Genomic DNA, 22,652 nt, shown 5'->3' with positions numbered 1-22,652 from the left:
GATCGCGTCAGCGATGGTCAGCGCCTGAGTCGCCCGATAAGTTGCGAAAACGCATCCGCGACGCCACCTGTCCGACTTATAAGTCGCGGCACAGGCCCGCGAACCGCCGTTGAAACCAGTTGAAAGCGCCGCCGTGACCTCTCCGAACGCCGTCATCACCCTGTCCGAAGGCCTCAAGAAGCCCGTCGTCATCGGCGGCGGCGCCCGCATCGTCTTCATCGCCGGCCCCTGCCAGATGGAAAGCCGCCAGCACGCGCTGGAAACCGCTCATCAGCTGAAGGAGATCGGCGAGCGCCTGAACCTCGGCATCATCTACAAGACCAGCTTCGACAAGGCGAACCGCACCAGCGCCACGGCTGCGCGCGGCATCGGCCTGAAGGACGCCCTGCCGATCTTCGCCGAAATCCGTGAAGTCACCGGCCTGCCGACCCTGACCGACGTCCACTCCGAGGCCCAGTGCGCGGGCGTGGCCGAGGCTGTCGACGTGCTGCAGATCCCGGCCTTCCTGTCGCGTCAGACCGACCTGCTGCTGGCCGCCGCCGCCACGGGCAAGGCGATCAACATCAAGAAGGGGCAGTTCCTCGCTCCTTGGGACATGAAGAATGTCATCGCCAAGGTCACGGGCGCGGGCAATCCCAACGTCATGGCCTGCGAGCGCGGCGCCAGCTTCGGCTACAACACCCTGGTCAGCGATATGCGCGCCCTGCCGGTGCTGCGCGAGATCGGCTGCCCCGTCGTGTTCGACGCGACCCACAGCGTTCAGCAGCCGGGCGGGCAGGGCACGTCTTCGGGCGGCCAGCGCGAGTTCGTGCCGGTGCTGGCCCGCGCCGCCGTCTCGGTCGGCGTCGACGCCGTCTTCATGGAGACGCACGAAGACCCGGACAACGCTCCGTCGGACGGCCCGAACATGGTGCCGCTGAGCCAGTTCGAGGCTCTGGCCGCCGAACTGATCGCCTTCGACGACCTGGCCATCAAGCTGGGTCACAAGGGGCCGATGGCGAAGACGGCGTGAATCCGCTAGTTCGGCGTCATGGCTGAACGTTCTCTCGATCTCGGCGCCCTGCAGTCCCTGCTGGAGCGCGTGCGCGACCTGAAGGTCGCCTGCGTCGGCGATCTGATGCTGGATCGCTATGTCTATGGCGAGGTCAGCCGCATCTCGCCCGAGGCGCCGATCCCCGTCCTGCGCGCGCGCCGCACCGTGGCCATGCCCGGCGGCGTGGGCAACGTCGCCCGCAACGTTGCGGCTCTGGGCGGTCAGGCCCGTCTGGGCGCCGTCGCGGGCGATGACGCGGCGGGCGCCGAACTCGCCGATCTGATCGCCGCCGAGGACCGGATCGAGGACGCCCTGATCCGGCCCGCAGGCGCCGCCACCATCGTCAAGACGCGCTTCGTCGCCGCCGGCCAGCAGCTTCTGCGGCTGGACGACGAGGCCGCCCTCCATTCCGGCTATGCGGACAGGTCCGTGTTTCAGGGCGCGGGCGCCATCCTGCTGTCCGATTACGCCAAGGGCGTGGTGGATGACGGCGCCATTCAGGCGGCGCTGTGGGCCGGAGCCGAATACGGCGCGCCGGTCATCGTCGATCCCAAGGGCCGCGACTTCGCCCGCTATGGCGCGGTCGACGTCATCAAGCCGAACGCCAGCGAACTGGCGGGCGCGACCGGCCTGCCGACCGAGACGGATGAACAGGTCGAGGCGGCGCTGGCGGCCCTGCTGTCCGCCACCACGGCCAAGGCCGTCATCGTCACCCGCGCGGGCAAGGGCATGACGCTGGCGCGGCGTGGAGGCGGCGTCGTCCACTTCCCCGGCCGGGCGCGTGAAGTGTTCGACGTGTCGGGCGCGGGCGACACCTGCCTAGCGGCCCTTGGGCTGGCGCTGGGCGCCGGCGCGACGCTGGAGCAGGCGGTGCAGTTCGCCATCCTCGCGTCGGGCGTGGTGGTGGGCAAGAGCGGCACCGCCGTCGTCACGCCCGCCGAACTGATCGAGGCCGAGATGAGCCAGCACGCGGCTCTCGCCCAGTCCAAGGTCACGCCGCTGGACGAACTGGCCGATCAGGTCGAGGCGTGGAAGCGTCAGGGTCTGAAGGTCGGCTTCACCAACGGCTGCTTCGACATCCTGCACCGCGGCCACGTCGCCTATCTGGCTCAGGCGCGAGGCTGGTGCGACCGGCTGGTGGTGGCGCTGAACACCGACTCCTCGGTGCGCCGCCTGAAGGGCGAGGGCCGGCCCGTCAATGATCTGGACAGCCGCGCCGCCGTCATCGGCGGTCTGGCCAGCGTCGATCGCGTCACCGCCTTCGACGACCCGACGCCCATCACCCTGATCGAGCGGCTGAAGCCCGATGTGCTGATCAAGGGCTCGGACTACACCAAGGACAAGGTCGTCGGCGCCGCCGAGGTCGAAAGCTGGGGCGGCGAAGTCCGTCTGGCCGACTTCGCTGACGGCTATTCCACGACGAAGACCATCGAGAAGATGACTGGAGAGCGAGCGTGACCCCGAGAATGATCGTCGTCACGGGCGGCGCGGGCTTCATCGGCTCCAACATTGTCGCCCGCCTGTGCGAGAGCGGCGCCTGGGACGTGGTCGTCTGCGACCGGCTGGAGACGGCCGATCTCGCCAAGTGGAAGAACATCGCCAAACACCCCATCGCCGACCTGTGGGCGCCCGAAGAGCTGTTCGAGCAGTTGGAGCGTCACGCCGATCGCATCGAGGCGGTGATCCACATGGGCGCCATCTCCTCGACGACCGAGCCGGACGCCGACCTGATCCTGCGCACCAACTTCAGCCTGTCGCGCGACATCTGGGACTGGTGCGCGGTGCGCAATGTGCGGATGATTTACGCTTCCTCGGCCGCCACCTACGGCGACGGCGAGGCGGGGTTTGAGGATCGCGACGATCCTGACAGCTTGAATGCACTGCGCCCGCTAAACGCCTACGGCTATTCGAAATACCTGTTCGACCAATACGCCGTGCGTCAGGCGGATCGGGGCGAGGCGCCGCGCCAGTGGGCCGGGCTGAAGTTCTTCAACGTCTATGGCCCGAATGAAGGCCACAAGGGCGGCATGAAGTCGGTCGTCGCTCAGATCTGGCCCAAGGTTCAGGCGGGCGAGACGGTCAGCCTGTTCCGTTCGCACAACCTGAACTACCCTGATGGCGGCCAGTTGCGCGACTTCGTCTTCGTCGACGACGTGGTGAGCATCATCCTGTGGCTGCTGGAGCGCGAAGACATTTCGGGCGTGTTCAACGCCGGATCGGGCCAGGCGCGTTCCTTCGCCGATCTGGCGCGCGCCACCTTCGCGGCGGCGGGCAAGGAGCCGTCCATCGCCTATATCGACATGCCCGAGGCGATCCGCGATCGCTATCAGTACTTCACCGAGGCCAGCATGGATCGCATCCGCACCCTCGGCTACGGCGGCCAGTCGACCCCGCTGGAGGAAGGCGTCCGCCGTTACGTCCAGGACTTCCTGGCCCAGCCGGACCCGTACCGCTGATGCGCTCCAAGCTGACCTTTCGACAGTGGGTCGGCTACACGGGCTTCGCGCTCGTCCTGTTGCTGACGGCGGCGGTGGCCGTGTGGCGCGGCGACATTTTGCGCGCGGGGCTGGACCCTCAGATTCCGTTCCAGACCTATGAGCCCCCGGCCGCGCCCGACTATGACGATAAGAGCGCCTGGGCGCTGCTGAACGCCCGTGCGCCGGGCGCGGGGGCTGCCCATGTCTTCTTCGTCCACTCCACCACCTACGACGGCGGCAGCGACTGGAACGGCGCCATCGACGACCGCCGCGCCTTGGCCAAGCTGCGGACCGTCGTCCTGCCCAACTACGCCGGGCCGTTCGCCTCGGCGGGCGACGTCAGCGCCCCCCTGTATCGCCAGGCCAGCCTCTACAGCCGCCTGACGCTGCGCGAGGACGCGCGCGAAGCGCGGGCTTTCGCCTATGGCGACATCGAGGCCGCCTTCGACCGCTGGCTGGCGCAGCGCCCGGACGGCCCGATCGTCCTGGTCGGGGTGGAGCAGGGCGCCGATCTGGTCGACCGTCTGCTGCATGATCGGGTGGCCAGGGACGCTTCGCTCAAGGCGCGTCTGGTCGCCGCCTATCTGGTCGAGGGGGTGACGCCGGTCAGCCGCTTCACCCACACGCCCTTGTGCCGCACAGAGGATGAAACCGGCTGCGCCCTGTCCTGGCGCGCGGTCGAGGAGAACGGCGAGGGCGAGGCCAAGCGGGTCATTCGCCGCGCCCTGACCTGGAATGATCGCGGCGCCCTGGTCGAGGCCGCGGACGCGCCCATCGCCTGCGTCAACCCGGTGACAGGATCAGTCGATGCGCCCGTATCCGAGGCGCGTGAGAGCCGAGGCGCCACCAACGCCACCAATTTGGAATGGGGCGCGCGGCCCGCATTTCAGCGCCGCCTGGTTGCGGCCGAATGCCGGGAGGGCATCCTGTGGCGCTCGCGCCTGAGCTCCGAATCCTTCCGCACGCCGGTGTCCTGGGCCGATCAGCGCCGAATCCCGGCCTACAACCTGTTCTACGCCGACATCGAGGCGGACGTGCTGCGTCGCCTCAAGGCCTGGGAAGGCGCTCACGCAGCCGCGGCCGCCTGAAGGAGCTTTAGACGGCCGCAGTCAGGCCATGCTCATGTTCAAAGCGGCCATCAGGGCGTCGCGGATGGCGGCGTCCGTGAAGGGCTTCTGCACCGTGGGATTGCCGCGCCAGTGCTCGGGCAGGCCGCTTTCGCCATAGCCGGTCGAGAAAACGAAGGGGACGCCCCGCGCCTTCAGCGCCTCGGCGATGGGGAAGACCTCCTGGCCCGCCACATTGACGTCCAGCAGGGCGGCGTCGAGATCGGTCTCGCCGGTCACGACGCGCAGGCCGTCGCCGACGTTCGATTCCGGGCCGATGACGGTGCATCCCATGTCGCTGAGAATGGTCTCCAGCAGCATGGCGACCAGGGACTCGTCCTCGACGATCAGCACGCGGCGGCCTGAAAGCACGTCGGTCATAAGGTTTCCGTTTCTAGGGGCAGGCTGATCTCGGCGCAGAAGCCTTCGGGCGGATAGGAGAGCTGCACCGTCCCATGCAGGTCATGGCGCACGTTGCGCTCGATCAGGCGGGTGCCGAAGCCGCGCCGTTCCGGCTCGGGGATGGGTTCGCCGCCGGCTTCGCGCCAGGTGATGTGCAGGCGCGGCGACTTCTGGTCGCTGATGGCCCAGTCGACCATGACGCGGCCGTCGCCGCAGGCGAGGGCGCCGTATTTGGCGGCGTTGGTGGCCAGCTCGTGGAAGATCATGCCCAGAGACACCGCGCGCGCCGGCGACAGGGCGACGTGCGGTCCGTTCATGGTCAGTCGCCCGATGCCGTGGGCTTGTGTCTCATGCTCCAGCACGGCGCGCAGGTCGGCGCCTTCCCAATGGCTGCGGGTCAGCAGGTCGTGGGTGTGCGACAGGGCCAGGATGCGCGACTGAAAGGCGGCGGCGAAGGAGCCGGGATCCTGGTGCGTGCGCGCGGTCTGCATGGCGATGGACTGGACCGTAGCCAGGGTGTTCTTCACCCGGTGGTTCAGCTCGTCGATCATCAGCTTCTGGCGCTCGGCGGCCAGCACTACGTCGGTCACATCGTGGCCCTGAACGAAGATGCCGACGATCTTTCCCTCGTCGCCGCGAATGGGCTGATAGGCGAAGTCGATGTAGCGGTGGTCCAGCGGACCGTCCTGCGCGTGCCGCAGGGCGAAGGCGCGCTGGCGGCCATAAACCGGCTCGCCCGTCTCATAGACGTCGTTGAGAAAATCCAGATGGCCCTGGTCGCTCAGTTCGGGCAGGGCGTCGCGCACCGGCTGGCCCAGAATGTCGCGATGGCTGACCAGTCGATAGCAAGCTTCATTGCAGAACTGGATCATGTGGTTGGGGCCGTTCAGCACCGCAACGAAGCCCGGCGCATTCATCAGCATGTCGGTGAGCTGCTTGCGTTCGGCTTCGAGGCGCTGGTTGTTGGCTTCGATCTTCACGGCCCGTCGGAACACTTCATCGCCCACCATGGCGTCCAGAGCGGATGACTGGCCCGCCCCGTCGACCGTCTTTTGGCGCAGACGTAGAAGCTCGGTCACATCGCTGGTGTGCTGCAGGATGTGCGTGACCTGACCGTCTTCATTCTTGATCGGCGTATGGGTGCAACTCCAGAACCGATCATCGAAGACCGGCTCTCCGTCGGGGCCGGGCGTCAGAACGGGATAGTGCAGGACCGCCAGATGATCCGGTTCGCCCGTGGCCAACACCTTGTCGAAGGAGGCGCGCAGCCGGCGGCTTTCCTCTTCGCTGTCGGGAGCGTCGCCCGGCGCGAACATTTCCATGACGTGATGGCCGATCAGGTCGTCGCGCCGGCGTTGAGTGACGTCCAGGTAGGCCTGGTTCATGCCGGCGAAACGCAGGTCGCGATCCAGCAGCATATAGGGGTTGGGAGAGGAGTCGAACGCCGCCACCAGATCGATTGTTTTGGCGAGCTTCCGCAAATCCAACCCCTATCACTGCGTCCCTAACGCGGGATAAGCGGAAAGGGTGCCCGTTTCCTGGCCTGAAAATGCAGCAAAAGTAAAGGTTGGGAGCTATGCGCTCAGGCGCAACGCCTCAGATAGGGCGTGGTACATCGGTTTGGGCCGGTAATCGACGTCATAAGGCAGGCCGCGGTTCGGCGGAGCGTCCGCATGCTGACGTTGCGGGGGCTCGGACAGCCAGGAGTGACGATCGCTCAGGCCCCAGGTGACGACGCCGCGGACCTGGGTGAAGGCCAGCATGGTCTCCAGATAGCGGCGCGTCTCATCGGCGACCTTCTGATCGCGCGCGGCCGCCGTGCCGTGGAAGCTGGATTCCTTCACGTCCAGTTCGGTGATCGTGATCTCCAGCCCCAGATCGACCAGCTGCTGCGTCATGTCGCGCAGGCCGTCGGCCGCCAGCGGTCCCTTGGACAGGTCCAGGTGCGCCTGAACGCCGATGCCGTCCAGCGGCGCGCCCGAGGCGCGCAGCCGTCGCGCCAGGGCGACGATGGCCTTGCGCCGGGCCTGATCCACGGGATTGTCGTATTCAAAGCCGTAGTCGTTGACGACCAGATGAGCCTTGGGCGCGAGTGCGCGCGCCTCTTCCAGCACGCGTTCGATGTAGGTCGGGCCGAAGGCGCGGTGGAAGACGTTGCGTCTCAGGCCGCCCGCCCCGCCCTGGGTGTCGATCGGTTCGTTGATGACGTCCCAGTCGGCGATGCGGTCGCCGTATCGCTTGAGCACGCGCTCCAGGTGCCCGGACATCAGCGACCAGTCTCGACGCCGCAGCATCTCCTGCCTGGCCCAGTCGGGCGTGCCCTGATCCCACAGCAGAGTGTGGCCGCGCACCTGCATGCCGTGGCTTTGCGAGAAATCGAGCAGATCGTCGACCGGGGCGAAGTTGAACTCGCCCTTGCGCCATTCCAGGGAGTTCCACTTCAGATGGATTTCAGGCGTCAGCACCTGACAGTCGCGCAGGACCGCGCCGCGCAGTTCGGCGTTCTGGCGCAGTTGTTCGGCCCGGACGGCGGCGCCGAAATATCGGCCCTGCGCGCTGGCGGCGTCGGCGAGGGTGGCGGTCTTCACAGGCGGAGGATCCAGCGGAAGGCCTTCGCGCACAGGACGCCACGCCGCCAGTCCAAGGGCGGGCGCAAGCGCGGCGGCGCCGATGAAGGCTCGTCTGGTGGGTCGCGGCAGCATTCGGCTGCACCTCCTCAGGAACGCGAGAAGGCTGCCTTACTACGCCTAACGTCTCGTTAAGGCGCAATCTTAAGAGGCGTCAGGGACGGGAAGTTGGGCGCGAAAACGGTGTTTCCATGAGCTGAGCCGGTAATCGTTCGCTCTTCCGGCTCTTCGTTCTAGAAGCTTCGATAGAAACCGAGCCGAACATAAGCCTGCGAACTGCGTTGATCGCCGTCGCTCAGGCCGACAGAAACTTGGATTTCTGACTTATCGTTCAGCTTGAACCCGGCCACGGGGCCGATGTGATAGGCGTTGTAGTTGGTGTCGCCTTCGGCCGCGACCTCCATGCCCAGGCGCACGCGGCCGGATGAGCCGACCTGATGGGTCAGGCTGGCCAGGACGTTGTAATCGTCCAGTTCGAAACCGTAGGAGCCGTACCAATCGACCCGCCAGGGGCCGGAGACATGGCCGCCGTCCAGGGAGACGATGACGCCGCCCTGGCCGCCGTCGCGCCGATTGCCGGGATCGGCGGGGCTGAGGTCGGTGTCGACATAGCGATAGCCGATGCCGACGCTGCCCCAGGTCGGGCCGTTGCCGAAACGATAGATCAGCTCCGCCTGGGCGCCGGTGAAGTCGGCGGCGATCTCATTCGGACCTGAGTTGTAGTCGTAGCTGCCGGTGTAGACCGAGCCGCGCACCGCAAAACCCTTCGAATCGACCGAGCCGGGCAGGCCGATCGTCGCTCCGGCATAGGCGCTGTCGGCGACGTCCAGCTGGCCGCCCGCGAACACGGTCACATCGCTTTGCGCCGAGGCCGGCCCGACCCAGGCGACGCCCGTGCAGACGAGGGCCGCCGCCGCTGGCGCGGCCAGGGAAGTCATCGGGCGTCGACGGTGAGGCATGGGTCAGTTCCTTGCGAAGTATCGAACGCGCCAGATGCTGGCGACGCCGGCGGAGACACTACAAAACGCATACAGAACAGGCGGGAATTCTGTCAGACGACCAACCTTCCCCTGGACAGTTGTTCCAGACTTTCTGCGCTTCGGTCAATGGGGGCGCGGGTGTGCGACACCCAGGAAATCAACTCCTCCATGCCCTCGTCCATCGACCGCCGAGGCGTGAAGCCGAAGGTGCGCTCGATCTTGGAGATGTCGCCGAAGCAGTGACGGATATCCCCGACCCGATAGCGGTTCAGCACTTCAGGCGCGATGTTCTTGCCCAGCAGCCGGGCCAGGACGCCTGCGATTTCGTTGATGGAGACAGGCGCGCCGCTGCCGACATTGAACACGTCCCAGATCTCGCGGTCGTCATCCAGCACGGTGGCGAAGGCCTCGGCCACGTCCTGCACATGGACGAAGTCGCGCATCTGCCGCCCGTCCTCGAACACCAGCGGCGGCTGGTCGTTCATCAGCCGCGAGATGAAGATGGCCGCCACGCCCGTATAGGGATTGCTCAGGGCCTGGCGCGAGCCATAGGCGTTGAACAGCCGCAGGGCCACGGTGGGGATGCGCAGGGCCCGGCCGACGGACAGGAACATCTCCTCATGGTCGCGCTTGTTCACCGCATAGATGGAGTTGGGCTGCAGCAGCTTCTCTTCCGGCGTGGGGCAGGGCTCCAGCGGTTCGCCGTCGACCATCAGATCCCAATGACGCGCCTCCAGCTGGGCGTGCGGGCGAATGTCGGTGGTTACATGGGCGCCGGTTGAGGGGCGGACGTAGTCTCCCTCCCCATAGATCGACATGGACGAGGCGACGGCGATCCGCTCGACCGTGTGCGGGCGCTGGGAGAGGGTCTCCAGCATGACGGCCGCCGCCATGACGTTGTTGCGGGTGTAGTCGACGATGTTGGTCATACTCTGACCCACGCCGACCGAGGCGGCGAGATGGGCCAGGTGGGTCACGCCGTCCAAGGCCGCCTCGAACACCCCGTCCTCCAGCAGGTCGCCCTTGATGCGGCGCGCCCGCGCGTCGAGGTAGACGGGCCACCCGTCCGCATCCAGTTCGGCGTCGCCGTGCACCTGGGGCGACAGACTGTCCAGCACCGTCACGCGATAGCCGCGCGCCAGCATGGCGTCGACCAGGTGGGAGCCGATGAAGCCCGCCCCGCCGGTGATGAGAATGTGCTTGTCCATGACCGTCTGCCTAGTGGTGGTGGCGAAGGATGCCGAACTCATCCAGCTTGGTGCGGACGAGGGTGTTGTTGGCGTCGATCTTCTCGGTTCGTTGCCAGGCCAGGCCGCTGTCCCGCAGATACATGACGAAGCCCAGCGTCAGCGGGATGATCCAGACGCACCACCAGACCATGATGAAGATCGGATTGACCATCAGCATGTAGCCGATGCGCGCGCCTGCGCCGTCCAGCACCAGGTCGGTCCGCCGCCACGTCTTGATGTAGAGGCCGATCATCAGGATCGAGAAGGCGACGATGTTGAAGATCGACAGGATCACCAGCCACAGCGGCAGGAAGTCGTCGCCCTGAAAGAACCGCCAAGCCGCCCAGACGCCCAAGGGAATGCCCAGGGTGTTCACCCACATGGACATGCAGGGTAGGAAGTTCATCCACACGCGGACCCGCTCGCCGAAGCTGAAGTCCATCTCCTTCAGCGGCGTCGTGAGGCTCTGGAAGAAGCCGGCGACCCAGCGTTTCCTCTGGGTGACGCCCTCGCGGAAGGTCTCGGGCACCTCTTCGATCAGGGAGCCTTCGATGATGCCCAGCGTCCGGCCGTTCTTCCAGAAGCGCTGGCCGACCTCGGGGTCTTCGATGGCGATCCAGGGGTGGAAGCTTCCTAGTTCGATCAGGTCGTCGACCTTGAAGAACAGGCCCTTGCCCAGCACCCAGTAGGGTTGCTTCGGATCGGACAGGTGGCCGTATTTGGCCCCGTCCCACGTCATGTGGTCGAAGGCGTGGAAGGCGGCGGCCAGGCTGGCGTTCAGATTGCCCGCCACATTGCGGGCCTGCAGCACATCGAACCGACGCAGGCCGATGGCGGCCGCCTTGAAGTGGTCGGCCGGCGGGCAGCTGTCGGCGTCGATGTAGTCGATCGTGAGCCCGCTCTTGTCCTTATAGGTCTCGGCCACGTGATAGGTGGCGTAGATCAGCTGGCGCGTCTTCTTGGGCGGCAGATCCTTGACCCCGGCCCGCTTGCCGCTGTGCCACCAGTAGGCCTTCGGATTCCGGTCCCAGGCGTTCCACACCATGTCCCAGCTGGCGTCGCTGGTCGGCGGCACCGCCAGGATCTCGACGAAGGGATAGGCCCGGCTCAGCCGCTGCAGACTGGCGATGGTCTCGGCGTCGTTGCTGTTGGGGATGGCCAGGACGCGATAGCGGTCGGCGGGGTAGTCCAGCTTGGCCAGAGACGTGAACGTCGTCTCCATGGTGCTCTCCAGCTCCCGCAGCACAGGATACAGCAGCACGATGAAGGGATAGTCCGCCTCGCTGGCCGGCAGGGGCTCGTCCATGTCCACGCGCTCGACGCGCAGCGAGCGGAAGTACATCTCCAGCAGGAAGCTGCCGAGATAGAGGATCTGGGAAAGAGCGAACAACCAGACCAGCAGGGTCGCCCAGTTCGGATCTTGAGTGTTCATCACGCCGCTCGCCCAGTTATTTGCCCAATAAGTCGGTGGTGGTTGCTCTGTCCCGTGGTTTTTCGTCGGTCCGTCGTCTCACGACGCGGCGGCGCCGGGCTGGGCGACTCTCTCGCCCTGAAGCTCGGCGGTGAAATAGGCGATGGTCTGTTTCAGTCCGTGCTGCAGCGGCACCTGGGGCGACCAGTGCAGGTGGGTCAGCGCCCTGGAGATGTCGGGCTTGCGACGGCGCGGATCGTCGATCGGCAGCGGGTGATAGACCAATCGCGAGCGCGACCCCGCCAGGGCGATGACCTGATGAGCCAGCTCATTGACTGTGATCTCGCTCGGATTGCCGATGTTGACCGGTCCGTCGATATCCTCGTCCGTGTCCATCAGGCGGACGAACCCTTCGATCAGGTCGTCAACGAAGCAGAAGGAGCGCGTCTGCTCGCCCGTGCCGTAGATGGTGATGTCGTTGCCGACCAGAGCCTGGACGATGAAGTTCGACACCACCCGTCCGTCGTCGGGATGCATGCGCGGTCCATAGGTGTTGAAGATGCGCACGATCCGCGTGGTTAGGCCGTGCTGCTGGCCGAAGTCCGTCACCAGGGTCTCGGCGAACCGCTTGCCTTCGTCGTAGCAGGAGCGAGGGCCCACTGTGTTGACGTTGCCGCGATAGCTCTCCACCTGCGGGTGGATTTCCGGGTCGCCATAGATTTCCGACGTCGAGGCCTGGAAGAACCGCGCCCCGTCCGCCGCCGCCCGCTTCAGCAGGTTCAGCGTGCCGATCGAGCAGGTCATGGCCGTCTTCACCCGATCATATTGGTAGTGAACCGGGGAGGCGGGGCAGGCCAGATTGTAGATCTGATCGAAGCGGCCCAGCGCCTCGTCCAGCGGCTCATTGATATCCTGCGCCACCAGGTGGAAGCGATCCGAACTCATCAGATGAGCGACGTTCGCGTGTCGACCCGTGTGGAAATTATCAATGCAGGTCACATGATGGCCGGCGTCAATCAGTCGCCCGCATAGATGCGATCCCAGGAAGCCTGCGCCGCCTGATACGGCGATCCGCTTGGAGGTTATGGCGTCGTTCTGCGGCGCATAAGAAAAGCGATTGCCTGTCATCGCCTTCAGCCTTGATGATTGTTTACAATTGCTTGAACAACGCTACCTGCATACTGTATTCGCGTGACAGGGGAGATTTCATGACCCCTGACGCCGCCGACATTGGCGTTAACTGTTCGTTAATAATTGAGTTCCATTTCGGGACGACGCCGGCGCCAAATTTCTGCCCGAATCTGTCGGTTGACGCGCGAAAACGGCGCGGCGGGGGATCGCGGGCCCGATGAACGCTGTGCAGTGGTTGGGAGCGACCGGCCTGGGGCTGCGCCTCTCGTCTCGAGGCGCCGTCATGTAATCATCTCACGCGGCGCGGCCTCATCTTGGCGGAAATACTAGGTCCCTTTCGCATTGCGCTTCCGCACATGCGGGTTCGAAGGACCGCTTGACGGCCCGGCCATCGTGGATATCTCTCTGATTGAGCGCCTGTTGTCGGCGCGCGCTTCTTCAGGCGGCCTCATCCCAGGATGTAAGAAGGCTTGTGGAGGGCAGGGGAGGCGTCGGGAAACCCATGGAGGGGTTGCACAGCACATTTACGATGCGCTCCCCGTGATAGAGTTCAATGGTGTCGAAGCCGATCCATCGCCGAGCCACCGCGTCCAGGGCGGCGATTGCCGACCTGTCGTCGTGTGCGTTCAGGACCTCGATTTCCCGTGCGGGAACGCCGGGGGTGTTGACGATGCAGTAATATGAATTCACGCCGCTTTCCTCGTAAGGCGCGCTCCAAACGAGGCGGCGTCAATTCGGTTCCACCTATGGCGAGGCGGCCGGAAACCCTCTGTAGAAGCGCCAACGGCTGGGGCATCGGCGGGGCCGACTAACTTGTCTCGCCACCCGCCAGCGAAGGACTGCGTTGCGCTAGGCCATGCCGAAGACCGCAGTGCTGGAAACCCGACACTAGCGGCCTGGTTCTGATCCGGCGCGCGTGCCGCTGCGTAGTGCTTCCTGAGCAGGAGGAAGCAAAAATGGGTAGCGATATTGCGCGCCTCGCCGTTGCGGCGGGATTGTCGGCGACCTTGGGCGCCTGCGCCACGGCCCAGGTCGAGCCTGGATCGGGCTTTCTTTCGACCTACGAGGGACTTGAGCCTCGTACTGATGTGGTAAGGGCTTCGGTCTTGCAGCGTCGTGATGATGCTCTGGCTTCATCGGTCGAGCGCATCTGGATTGCGCCTTCCGAAGTGTTCGGAGTCGCGGCCCCTATTCTCTCGCAGGCCGATCGGCAGGCTGTGCTTAACGAGGTTGATCGACAGCTCTGTTATGAGCTGAGCGAGCGGTTCGAGATTTCAGACCAGCCCGACCCCAGGGCCGGGACGGTGCGCGTGGGCGTGACCTATATTCGGCCGACCCATCAGGCGGGCTCGGCGGCGGCGGCGGTCGCCAACTTCTTCATTCCCGGTCCGGTAAAGGTGCGTGCGCCGGGCGGGACAGGGGGCCTTGGCGCCGAGGCTGAACTCGTGACCCCGGACGGACGTCAGGCCGCCGCCATTGTCTGGCGACGCGACGCCATGGTGGTGGGAACGGACAAGCCTTCATTGTCGCGCATCGGCGATGCTCATCAGCTTGCCGAACCTTTGGGCGACATGGTGGGCGACGCCTTGGCGCCGAGCGATCGAAAGATAAGATCCATACCGGACCCAGACCCCTGTCAGCGTTTCGGCCCACGTGTGCGGGTTGAGGGGTTTGTCGCAAGCTTCGCTACGGGCCTTTATGAGCCGGCGTTGAGCGGGGGGCGCGTCGTCAGCACCCCGGAACATGAGCCAAAAGACCAGCCTCATTGAACGGGAGGGAGCTACCGGAGGCGGCGCTCGGCTAACTAGCGTTGCTGGCGTCACGCAGAAGCGTCCGCCAAAGGGCAGGGCGGAATGCAGTCCGCACTGTAACGGTCGCCGTGGCCGAGCAAGTTGCTGTGACTGACGACAATGGATGCAACGCGACTGACCAACTGATGGGGTTGAATGCCTCGGTCGACCGCCAGGACGTGTGTCTCCAGTGATCCGAGGCCGTCGAACTGTTGGTGCAGCAAGGTGATCGCCGCAGGATCGGCAAGGGTTTCGCCGCCGCGTCGCCGGCAGCGGCGTATGGCCGTATCGAGCGGCGGTCTAAGAACGACATAGTGGATGGGAACCTGCAGCCTTTGGAAGGGTGACAGGAACCAGGGGCCGATGATTCCGTCGAGAATGACGAAATACCCGCCCTCAGCATAGGCGGAGGCCGCGCGCGACAGGACATCCATCACCACGCGGTTTTGGGCGTCCGATTCCGGCAGATAGGGCGGAACGGCGCCGTTTCCGATGGAGCGCCAGAAGTCGTCCGCGTGAAGATGGACCTTCGACGAGCCCGATGTTCGTGCAAGAGCGGCGGCGACTGTGGTTTTTCCGGCTCCTGGCGGCCCGGTCAGGATCAGTATTTCGCCTTTGCACCCAAGCATGGGGGCTCCTTGTCCTTGGCGCAGCCTTGACCGCGCGGCTAGGCCGCCTTGCGCCGCGTTGACCCTTTTTCGACCCTGAGCCCCTTCAGGTCGCGCAACCAGAGCTGTCCGCACGCCGCGGAAATGTCGCGCCCTTGCGTGTCGCGGACGACCACGGGGACGCCGGCGCGCTCAAGCGTCCTGCGGAACCTTCCCAGGCTATGGTCGGGCGTGCGGTCGAGGGCGACGCCTTCAACAGGGTTCCAGCGCATCAGGTTCACCCTCGCCCTCTGGCCGGCTATCATCTCGGCGAGGCGTCTTGCATCGGACTGCGTATCATTGACGCCGGGCAGGATCAGATAGACGAAGGTGACGGTGCGGTTGTGCCGTTCGGCCCAGGACAGGGCTCGATCGACGACCTCGCCAATGTCGTGCTTGCGCGCGCCGGGGATCAGGCGGTCCCGGATATCCTGCGTCGTGGCGTGCAGGGATATGGTCAGGTTCAGGCCCAGATGTTCTTCGCGCAGCCGGGCCAGAGCCTTGGGAATGCCGATCGTGGAGATCGTAATGCCTGTAGTGGGAAAATCGCATCCGCGACGGTCCCGCAGGATGCGGATCGCCCTGATGACCTGCTCATAGTTGTTGAGAGGCTCGCCGATGCCCATGAAGACGATGCGTCTGACCTTCGGGCCCAGTTGCACCACCTGTTCGACGATCTCGCCCGCCGAGAGGTTTCGCATCAGACCGGCCTGACCTGAGGCGCAAAACTGACAGGCGAATGCGCACCCGACCTGCGAGGAGACGCAGGCGGTATGCCCGTCGTGACGTCGGATCAGGACGCTCTCGACCGCATAGCCGTCGGGCAGTCCGAAGAGGATTTTCTGCGATTGGCCGCCGCGATCATGGGTGAGGCGCTTCAGCCCCCGCAATCGCAGGCCTGAGGCGTCCGCCCAGAGTCTTAGGGATCGAGGCAGGTCCGCATGAGGGGAGAAGAGCGCCCGATAGGATGGGCGGCCTTGAACGCCGCTGTTCAGGGCGTCGAACTCGGTCGCCGTGAGATCCAGGGCGAGACGGGCCGGCGAGATGGATGAAGCCACCAGGGACGGCTCGAGGTGGTCAGGCATTTTCGCGTTCCAGGACAGCAGGCGCCGTCGCACTCATGGGCGACGATATATTTATAACCAACGAGTAGGTTATAAATCAATCCTGATTGGTCCAAAGCCCGCGTCGAGCGTCAGTCGAAAGCGTGGCCGGGGTAGAGCAGCGTGAGGAGGTCGCGTGTAGCGGCCGTCATATAGGCGGCCAGATCGCCCTGCGGCGCGACGAGCCACTGCATACAGGAGCCCTGGATGACCGTCTGCACCAGACTGGCGGTTTGGGCGGGATCGTGCGGACTTGCCGGCAACCGTCTCTCGATCGCCTGCATGACCAGTCGATTGCGTTCCGCGGCAAGGTGGTGAAGAGCCGGTTCGGAAAGGTCGGCCAGGAGAAGAAGCAGATAGCGCTCCGTTCCGCCGCCGCCGCCCATCCCGGCGATGAGATCCTTCAGCATCGACCACAGAGGGTCGAGGCCAGTTTCCGGGGACAGTCCCGCAAAATAGTCGCGGACCGCCTGGGTCATGCGCTCCATGACCTTGCGGTGCAGCGTCGCCTTGTCGGTAAAACGCTGGATGAGGGCCGCTCGCGACAGGCCCACAGCGATCGCCACATCGGTCAGGGTGAACGAGGCCGGCCCCTTCTCCAGGATGACCTGGAGGGCGGCGTCGAGGACGGCTTCATCGCTCTGGCGTTTGGGGCGCGGCATGCTCGGGTCTCGTTCTGGCGGCTAGTGCGGTTGTTCCAGGCTTTTCGGCTGATCGCCGCTGTCTCCTGTCGCCGAGCTCATATCAGCCGAAGACCCATTTTGGTAACCTGCGAGAAGGTTATCAATCGGCTGAGCAGAAGCCGCGAGATCATCCGTCCCAGAGGAAGACGGACGGCGCGTCGGGCCCGCCCGCGAGCGTCCGCCGCCTTGGCCGCGCGAGGCGGGGGAGGGCTCTAGCTCGTCATCTGCCGCTTCACGGTCTTGGCGAGGCTCCAGCGGTGGACCTCGCTGGGGCCGTCATAGATGCGGAAGGCGCGGACCTCGCGGAAAATCTGTTCGACCACGGTGTCGCCGGAGACGCCGGCGCCGCCCATAATCTGAACGCAGCGGTCGGCGACGCCGAACAGGGCCTCGGACACGGCGACCTTGGTCATGGAGCTTTCAGTCGTGCCGAGCGCCCCCGTATCCAGCACGCTTGCGCACCAGTCGATCATCAGTTCGGCCTGCTTCAGCGCGATCAGGTTGTCGGCCAACATGAAGCCGACGCCCTCGTGGTCGATAAGCGGCTTGCCGAAGGCGTGACGCTTTACAGCGTAGGCCGACGCGATCTCATGGGCGCGACGGCAGGCGCCCAGCCAGCGCATGCAGTGACTGAGGCGGGCCGGGCTGAGGCGGACCTGGGCGTAGCGGAAGCCTTCGTGCGGCGCGCCGAGAATCTGATCCGAGGGGACCGACAGGCTATCTAGACGCACGATCGAATGGCCGCCGGGCATGGAGGAGTCGATCGTCTCCATCACCCGCTCAACCCGTACAGCGGGGTCAGGCAGGTCGATCAGGAACATGGTGGCGGCGGTCTTGCCGTCGCCGGGGTCGGTGCGGGCCATGACGATGCCGACAGAGGCGCCGACCGCGCCGGTGATGAAGGCCTTGCGCCCGTTGATGGTCCAGCGGTCGCCGTCCTGGACCGCGGTGGTCTGGAGCATGGAGGGATCGGAGCCGGCCCCGCCGTCCTCAGCCGGTTCGGTCATGAAGAAGGCCGAGCGGGCTTCGCCGCTGACCAGCGGATCGAGGAAGCGGCGCTTCTGGGCGTCGTCAGCGACCTTGCCCAGCAGATACATATTGCCTTCGTCGGGGGCCATGACGTTGAGGGCGATCGGGCCTAGCGGCGACAGTCCGGAGGCCTGGAGCACCAGCGCCGTCGCGCGTTGCGAGAGGTGGGAGCGGTCGGCGCCGATATGGGGCGTCAGAAGACGAGCCTCTCGGGCCAGTCCCCGCAGTTCGGCGACCAGTTCATCCGTCGGTCCGTGAGCAGTGGCGCGCGTATCCTTCTCATAGGGAATGACGACATCACGGACGAACCGTTCGACGCGCTCGGCGATGACGCGGCCCTGTTCGAGATCATTCTGGTTCACGAGGTCGTCTCCGTCTGGGCCCAGGCGAGGGCGGCGAGTTCGGGCAGGTTGTCGGCCATTGTCTGGGCATGGGCCGAGGCGGCCGTACCGCGCGCGATCCGTCCCTTGATGCCGTGAAGGATGGCCGCCAGCCGGAACATGTTGAAGGCCATGTAGAAGCGAAGATCTCGCGCCGTGGGCGGGGTGCGCCCGACGCGCTCGCAATAGGCGGCCAGGTAGTCGGCTTCGCTCGGGATGCCGAGGGCCGCCAGGTCGGCGCCGGCGAAACCGCCGATCATGTGCGGCGGCAGCCGGTACATCATCAGATGGTAGGTGAAGTCGCCTATGGGGTGCCCCAGGGTGGACAGTTCCCAGTCCAGCACGGCCCGCACTTCCTCCCGGTCCGGGGTGAAGACGGCGTTGTCGGCGCGAAAATCGCCGTGGACGACGGAAACGGCTCCGTCGTCTGGCGGAGCGTGTTCGGGCAGCCAGGCGACGAGTCGGTCCATGTTCGGATCGCGTCCGGCCAGGTCGTCCTCCAGATACTGGCGCGACCAGCGGGCGATCTGGCGGGCGAAGAAATCGCCGGGTCGGCCATAGTCGCCGAGGCCGATGGCGTCGACATTCAGAGAATGCAGTCGGGCGATCGTTGCGTTCAGGGCGTCGAAATGTGCGGCGCGGACGTCAGGCGACAGATCGGGCAGGGTGGGCGACCAGAAGATGCGTCCTTCGACCATCTCCATCAGATAGAAGGATGAGCCGATGACGGCGTCATCCTCGCACAAGGTCAGCGGCTCGGGCACGGGGAAGCCCGCCTGACGCAGCGCGGAGATCACCCTGAACTCACGCTCGACCGCGTGGGCGCCTTTCAGCACGGCGCCAGGCGGTTTGCGGCGAAGGACAAAGGCGCCGACGTCGGTGTCCAGGCGATAGGTCGGATTCGACTGGCCGCCGTTGAATTGCCGGACGGTCCTCAATTGGCCCGCCGATGGAGCATGACGCAGCAACCAGTCGGTCAGTCGGTCCAGCGGCAATTCATGGCCGGCGCGGATCGGTCCGGCGCCCTCGAAGGCGGCTTGCTGGATCATGAACAGTCCTGTGACCTGAGCAAAAGTCGGGAGCGTCCTGAAAAAAGACGCTCATGTAACTTGCGTAAATAGACCAAAAGCGCGAGGGTTCGTCCAGAGCCAGGAGACGAGCCATGCAGATCGAGCGGTTGTCGCCCATCGTCGCGACCCTCAAGCCCAGCAACCACCCCTATCTGAGCGGGCCGTGGACTCCGCAGCATGAGGAGGTGAACGCCCATGATCTGGAGGTGATCGAAGGTGATATCCCGACGGACATCGACGGCGTCTACATCCGGAACACGGAAAACCAGGTGCACACGCCGCTGGGGCGCTATCACCCGTTCGACGGCGACGGGATGCTGCATCAGATCAGCTTCCGGAACGGCAAGGCCGACTATCGCAACCGCTTCGTGAGGGGACGCTGCTTTCAGGCTGAACAGCAGGCGGGTGAGAGCCTGTGGGGCGGGATGATGGACGGGCCGGGGGTGTCGAAGCGTCCCGGATTCGGCGCCCACGGCGGCATCAAGGATTCGGCCAGCACCGACGTTGTCGTTCATGCGGGCAAGGCGCTGGCGACCTTCTATCAGTGCGGCGAGGCCTATCAGCTGGACCCCAATACCCTGGACGATGAAGGCGTCGCGTCCTGGGCGCCGCTGGACGGGGTGTCGGCTCACGCGCGGGTGGATGAACGGACCGGCGAACTGCTGTTCTTCAACTACTCCAAGCACGCGCCCTACATGTATTACGGCGTGGTCGCGCCCGACGGGCGGAGAACGCACTACACGCCGATCCCCTTGCCGGGTGCGCGTCTGCCGCATGACATGATCTTCAGCGAGAACTACACCATCCTGAACGACTTCCCGCTGTTCTGGGACGAGAAGGCGCTGAAGGCGGGCTATCACGCCGTGCGCTATCGCCCCGACATGCCGTCGCGCTTCGCTGTCATTCCCCGCTATGGGACGATCGAGGACATCCGCTGGTTCGAGGCGGCGCCGACCTATGTGCTGCACTTCCTCAACGCCTATGAGGAAGGCGACGAGATCATCATGGACGGCTACTTCCAGGAAAAGCCGATGCCGGACCCTCTGGGCGATCTGCCCGAGATCTACGCCGAGCACGCTCATATGATGGCCTTCGTCGACGAGAACAGCTTTCGGCCGAAACTGCACCGCTGGCGCTTCAACCTGAAGGACGGGACGACCAAGGAAGAGCGCTTGGACGATCGGCTGGTCGAGTTTGGCACAATCAATCAGCAGTACGCCGGTCAGCCCTATCGTTACGCCTACAGCACCACGACCAAGCCTGGCTGGTTCCTGTTCAACGGTTTCATCAAACACGATCTGAAGACTGGCGAATCCTGGACGGTGAACCTGCCTGACGGCCGTTATGCCAGCGAGGCGCCGTTCGCGCCGCGCATCGGGGCGACGGACGAGGACGACGGATATCTGGTCAGTTTCATCATCGACGAGAACGCGGGCCGGTCGGAATGCGTGCTGATCGACTGCAAACGGTTCGACGCGGGGCCGATCTGTCGCATCGCCCTGCCGCACAAGATCAGTTCCGGCACCCATGCGTGCTGGGCGGATCGTCGCTTCCTTCCGGACGGGGAGGTCTGAGGCGGGCGTGACGCTGCGGGTGGGCGGGTCGCTTGACCGGAGGGCAAAACCCGTCACATCTTGCTTTCATTAGCAGACCGTCTTGAGGCGGCGATCGGGAGGGGTTCCATGACGTCTTTGAGCATTGGAGAGGCGGCCGCGCCCTGGCGGGCGGCGCCGTTTCGCGACGCGGGCCTGCTGCCTGTCGACCTGGACGTGCAACGCGCGGCGGACGGCGAACTGCGGATGCGGACGCGCATTGCGCTGAACGATCATGACTGGAACCTGCCGCGAGCCTTCGCCGAGGTCGCCGCCCGTCAGGGCGAGATGACGGCGCTGGCGCGGCGTGATCCCGCCGCAGGCGGCGTCTGGACGGCGCAGACCTACAGCGAACTCAAGGCGGCGATGGACGCCGTCACCCAATGGCTGCTGGACCATCCGCAGCATACGGACGGCCCGGTGATGATGATGGGCGCCAACAGCCCGGCCATGGCGGCCTTTCTGTTCGGCGCTCTGGCGGCGGGCGTGCCGACAGCCCCGGTCAGCGCCCACTACGCCTTGCTGGGCGGTGATCTGGGGCGGCTGAAACATGTGATCCACAGCCTGAAGCCTTCGATCCTGCTTGTCGAAGACGCGCGCATGGCTGCCGCCGCCATTGATGCGCTGGACCTCGAAGATGCTGTCGTCATCACAGCGACGCCCGAAGCTCTGTCCCGGCCCAGCGTGTCGCTGGCCGAGGTTATGGCGACACCTCCTGGTCCGTCTGTTGCGACGGCGATTGCGGGGCTGAAGCCGGATCAGATCGCGCAGTTCATGATGACCTCCGGCTCGACGGGCCTGCCCAAGGTGGTGCCGCTGAGTTTAAGGGCGGTCGCGGCCAATACCGCGCAGGCGGCCCAGGTGGTCGGCGCGGGCTACGCGTGGTCAGGCGATATGCTGGGTTGGATGCCGTGGAACCATGTGGCCGGAGCGGCCACCCTGCGCGCGGTGCTTTTTGCGGGCGGCGCGTTCTATATTGATGACGGCAAGCCCATGCCGGGCCTGTTCGAAGAGTCGATCCGCAATCTGCGCGAACGTCCGGTGCGCTATTACATCAATGTGCCGGCGGGCTACGCCATGCTGGCCGATGCGCTGGAGGCTGACGCCGAACTGCGCCGGACCTTTTTTTCGGAACTGAGGGTCATGGTGTTCGGCGGTGCGGCTCTGTCCCAGTCGGTCAGCGATCGGATACAGGCCATGGCCGTGGCCGAGACAGGACATCGCATCATGCTGACCTCGGCCTATGGCGCGACCGAGACGACGGCGGGCTTCATGGTGGTGCATCAATACACCGATCAACTGGGGCTGGGGCTTCCTGCGCCGGGGGTCGAGGTGAAGCTGGTTCCGCATGATGACCAGCGGTTCGAGATACGCGTGCGCGGTCCCAACGTCATGACCGGATACCACGATGATGCGCAACGCACAGCTGAGGCGTTCGACGACGAGGGCTTTTATCGCATGGGCGATTTGGCGCGTCTGACGGATCCGGCCGATCCGACACAGGGCGTCTTCTTCGCCGGGCGCATGGCCGATCATTTCAAGCTGTCGACCGGATCATGGGTGTTCAGCGCCCAGATGCGCGAGGCGGCGTTGCAGACGCTGGCGCCTCTTGTCGCCGAGGTGGCGCTGTGTGATGATAACCGGCCCTGGCTGGGCGCGCTGGCCTGGCCGTCGCCGGCGGGGATCAAGTCCGAGCTGGGGATGGAGATCGGCGAGGCTCTGGCGTCCGGCGCTCTGGCCGAAGCGGTGCGTGAGCGTCTGATGTCTCATAACGCCACGGCCCACGGCGCCAGCGCCCGCATTGCGCGCCTGGCCTTCCTGACCACGCCGCCCGCCCCGAACGCACACGAGGTTTCGGACAAGGCGACGATCAACCGCCGCGCCGTCATCGATAACCGCAGGGCCCAGGTCGAGGCCCTCTACGCCGAGCCGCCGGGGCCGGGCGTGGTCGTCGCCTGAAAC

The 22,652-nt window shown here is 65.5% G+C and carries 20 protein-coding genes; 7 read left to right on the top strand and 13 right to left on the bottom strand.

From position 1 onward, the window contains the following. Positions 1–109 precede the first annotated feature (109 nt). Genes kdsA through B3D50_RS09615 form a run of 4 tightly spaced genes read left to right on the top strand, consistent with a single transcriptional unit; the run spans position 110 to position 4,598 of the window. Positions 110–1,012 (top strand): 3-deoxy-8-phosphooctulonate synthase, encoded by a 903-nt coding sequence (gene kdsA / locus B3D50_RS09630; protein WP_412138689.1) that lies wholly within the window; start codon positions 110–112, stop codon positions 1,010–1,012. An 18-nt stretch (positions 1,013–1,030) separates the two neighbouring features. Next, the gene (rfaE2, locus tag B3D50_RS09625) at positions 1,031–2,491 is read left to right on the top strand and encodes a D-glycero-beta-D-manno-heptose 1-phosphate adenylyltransferase (protein ID WP_286950966.1); all 1,461 of its coding nucleotides are present in this window, start codon (positions 1,031–1,033) and stop codon (positions 2,489–2,491) included. 8 nt (positions 2,492–2,499) lie between these two features. After that, positions 2,500–3,489: an ADP-glyceromanno-heptose 6-epimerase gene (gene rfaD / locus B3D50_RS09620; protein WP_286951135.1), complete on the top strand. Its 990-nt coding sequence runs from the start codon at positions 2,500–2,502 to the stop codon at positions 3,487–3,489. Further along, positions 3,489–4,598: a DUF3089 domain-containing protein gene (locus tag B3D50_RS09615; protein ID WP_286950965.1), complete on the top strand. Its 1,110-nt coding sequence runs from the start codon at positions 3,489–3,491 to the stop codon at positions 4,596–4,598. Before rfaD ends, B3D50_RS09615 begins: the two co-directional genes overlap by 1 nt. Positions 4,599–4,619: 21 nt before the next feature. Here the strand turns inward: B3D50_RS09615 and B3D50_RS09610 are convergent, their stop codons facing one another. The 8 genes from B3D50_RS09610 to B3D50_RS09575 all read right to left on the bottom strand — a co-directional run bounded on the left by B3D50_RS09610 (position 4,620) and on the right by B3D50_RS09575 (position 13,086). Continuing rightward, positions 4,620–4,997, bottom strand: coding sequence for a response regulator (locus B3D50_RS09610; RefSeq protein WP_040345610.1), 378 nt, complete (start codon positions 4,995–4,997; stop codon positions 4,620–4,622). Then, the gene (locus B3D50_RS09605; RefSeq protein ID WP_286950964.1) at positions 4,994–6,499 is read right to left on the bottom strand and encodes a sensor histidine kinase; all 1,506 of its coding nucleotides are present in this window, start codon (positions 6,497–6,499) and stop codon (positions 4,994–4,996) included. The genes B3D50_RS09610 and B3D50_RS09605 overlap by 4 nt, the downstream gene beginning before the upstream one ends. A 93-nt stretch (positions 6,500–6,592) precedes the next feature. Continuing rightward, positions 6,593–7,720 (bottom strand): endo-1,4-beta-xylanase, encoded by a 1,128-nt coding sequence (locus B3D50_RS09600; RefSeq protein ID WP_286950963.1) that lies wholly within the window; start codon positions 7,718–7,720, stop codon positions 6,593–6,595. Positions 7,721–7,878: 158 nt separating this feature from the next. Then, a complete protein-coding gene (gene bcsS, locus B3D50_RS09595; protein ID WP_286950962.1) occupies positions 7,879–8,604 on the bottom strand; it encodes a cellulose biosynthesis protein BcsS in 726 nt (241 codons plus the stop codon). Between the two features lie 92 nt (positions 8,605–8,696). After that, positions 8,697–9,833 carry an NAD-dependent epimerase/dehydratase family protein gene (locus B3D50_RS09590; RefSeq protein WP_286950961.1) on the bottom strand — a complete coding sequence of 379 codons (1,137 nt, stop codon included), beginning with the start codon at positions 9,831–9,833 and terminating at the stop codon, positions 8,697–8,699. Between the two features lie 10 nt (positions 9,834–9,843). Continuing rightward, on the bottom strand, positions 9,844–11,286 hold the full coding sequence (locus B3D50_RS09585; RefSeq protein WP_286950960.1) for a glycosyltransferase family 2 protein: 1,443 nt from the start codon (positions 11,284–11,286) through the stop codon (positions 9,844–9,846). Between the two features lie 78 nt (positions 11,287–11,364). Further along, positions 11,365–12,351, bottom strand: coding sequence for a UDP-glucuronic acid decarboxylase family protein (locus tag B3D50_RS09580; RefSeq protein WP_286951134.1), 987 nt, complete (start codon positions 12,349–12,351; stop codon positions 11,365–11,367). A gap of 483 nt (positions 12,352–12,834) precedes the next feature. Beyond that, a complete protein-coding gene (locus B3D50_RS09575; protein ID WP_269297650.1) occupies positions 12,835–13,086 on the bottom strand; it encodes a hypothetical protein in 252 nt (83 codons plus the stop codon). 266 nt (positions 13,087–13,352) lie between these two features. Here B3D50_RS09575 and B3D50_RS09570 point away from each other — a divergent pair, with 266 nt between their 5' ends. Continuing rightward, on the top strand, positions 13,353–14,165 hold the full coding sequence (locus B3D50_RS09570) for a DUF3313 family protein (RefSeq protein ID WP_286950959.1): 813 nt from the start codon (positions 13,353–13,355) through the stop codon (positions 14,163–14,165). A 50-nt stretch (positions 14,166–14,215) separates the two neighbouring features. Here the strand turns inward: B3D50_RS09570 and B3D50_RS09565 are convergent, their stop codons facing one another. The 5 genes from B3D50_RS09565 to B3D50_RS09545 all read right to left on the bottom strand — a co-directional run bounded on the left by B3D50_RS09565 (position 14,216) and on the right by B3D50_RS09545 (position 19,077). Continuing rightward, positions 14,216–14,815, bottom strand: a complete 600-nt coding sequence (locus tag B3D50_RS09565) for an AAA family ATPase (RefSeq protein WP_286950958.1) — start codon at positions 14,813–14,815, stop codon at positions 14,216–14,218. A gap of 38 nt (positions 14,816–14,853) precedes the next feature. Then, entirely contained in the window at positions 14,854–15,951 is a 1,098-nt protein-coding gene (rlmN, locus tag B3D50_RS09560; protein ID WP_286950957.1) for a 23S rRNA (adenine(2503)-C(2))-methyltransferase RlmN, read from the bottom strand. Between the two features lie 77 nt (positions 15,952–16,028). Next, entirely contained in the window at positions 16,029–16,598 is a 570-nt protein-coding gene (locus tag B3D50_RS09555; protein ID WP_286950956.1) for a TetR/AcrR family transcriptional regulator, read from the bottom strand. Positions 16,599–16,831: 233 nt separating this feature from the next. Further along, a complete protein-coding gene (locus tag B3D50_RS09550) occupies positions 16,832–18,010 on the bottom strand; it encodes an acyl-CoA dehydrogenase family protein (RefSeq protein WP_286950955.1) in 1,179 nt (392 codons plus the stop codon). Beyond that, positions 18,007–19,077, bottom strand: a complete 1,071-nt coding sequence (locus tag B3D50_RS09545) for a phosphotransferase (protein WP_286950954.1) — start codon at positions 19,075–19,077, stop codon at positions 18,007–18,009. Before B3D50_RS09545 ends, B3D50_RS09550 begins: the two co-directional genes overlap by 4 nt. 113 nt (positions 19,078–19,190) lie before the next feature. Between B3D50_RS09545 and B3D50_RS09540 the strand changes: the two genes are divergently transcribed. Then, positions 19,191–20,672, top strand: a complete 1,482-nt coding sequence (locus tag B3D50_RS09540; RefSeq protein ID WP_286950953.1) for a carotenoid oxygenase family protein — start codon at positions 19,191–19,193, stop codon at positions 20,670–20,672. A 108-nt stretch (positions 20,673–20,780) separates the two neighbouring features. Beyond that, on the top strand, positions 20,781–22,649 hold the full coding sequence (locus B3D50_RS09535) for an AMP-binding protein (RefSeq protein WP_286950952.1): 1,869 nt from the start codon (positions 20,781–20,783) through the stop codon (positions 22,647–22,649). Positions 22,650–22,652 lie beyond the last annotated feature (3 nt).

It is taken from the genome of Brevundimonas sp. UBA7507 (assembly GCF_002478355.1).
Lineage (GTDB): Bacteria > Pseudomonadota > Alphaproteobacteria > Caulobacterales > Caulobacteraceae > Brevundimonas > Brevundimonas diminuta_D.
This window is presented reverse-complemented; position numbering and strand designations above follow the sequence as displayed.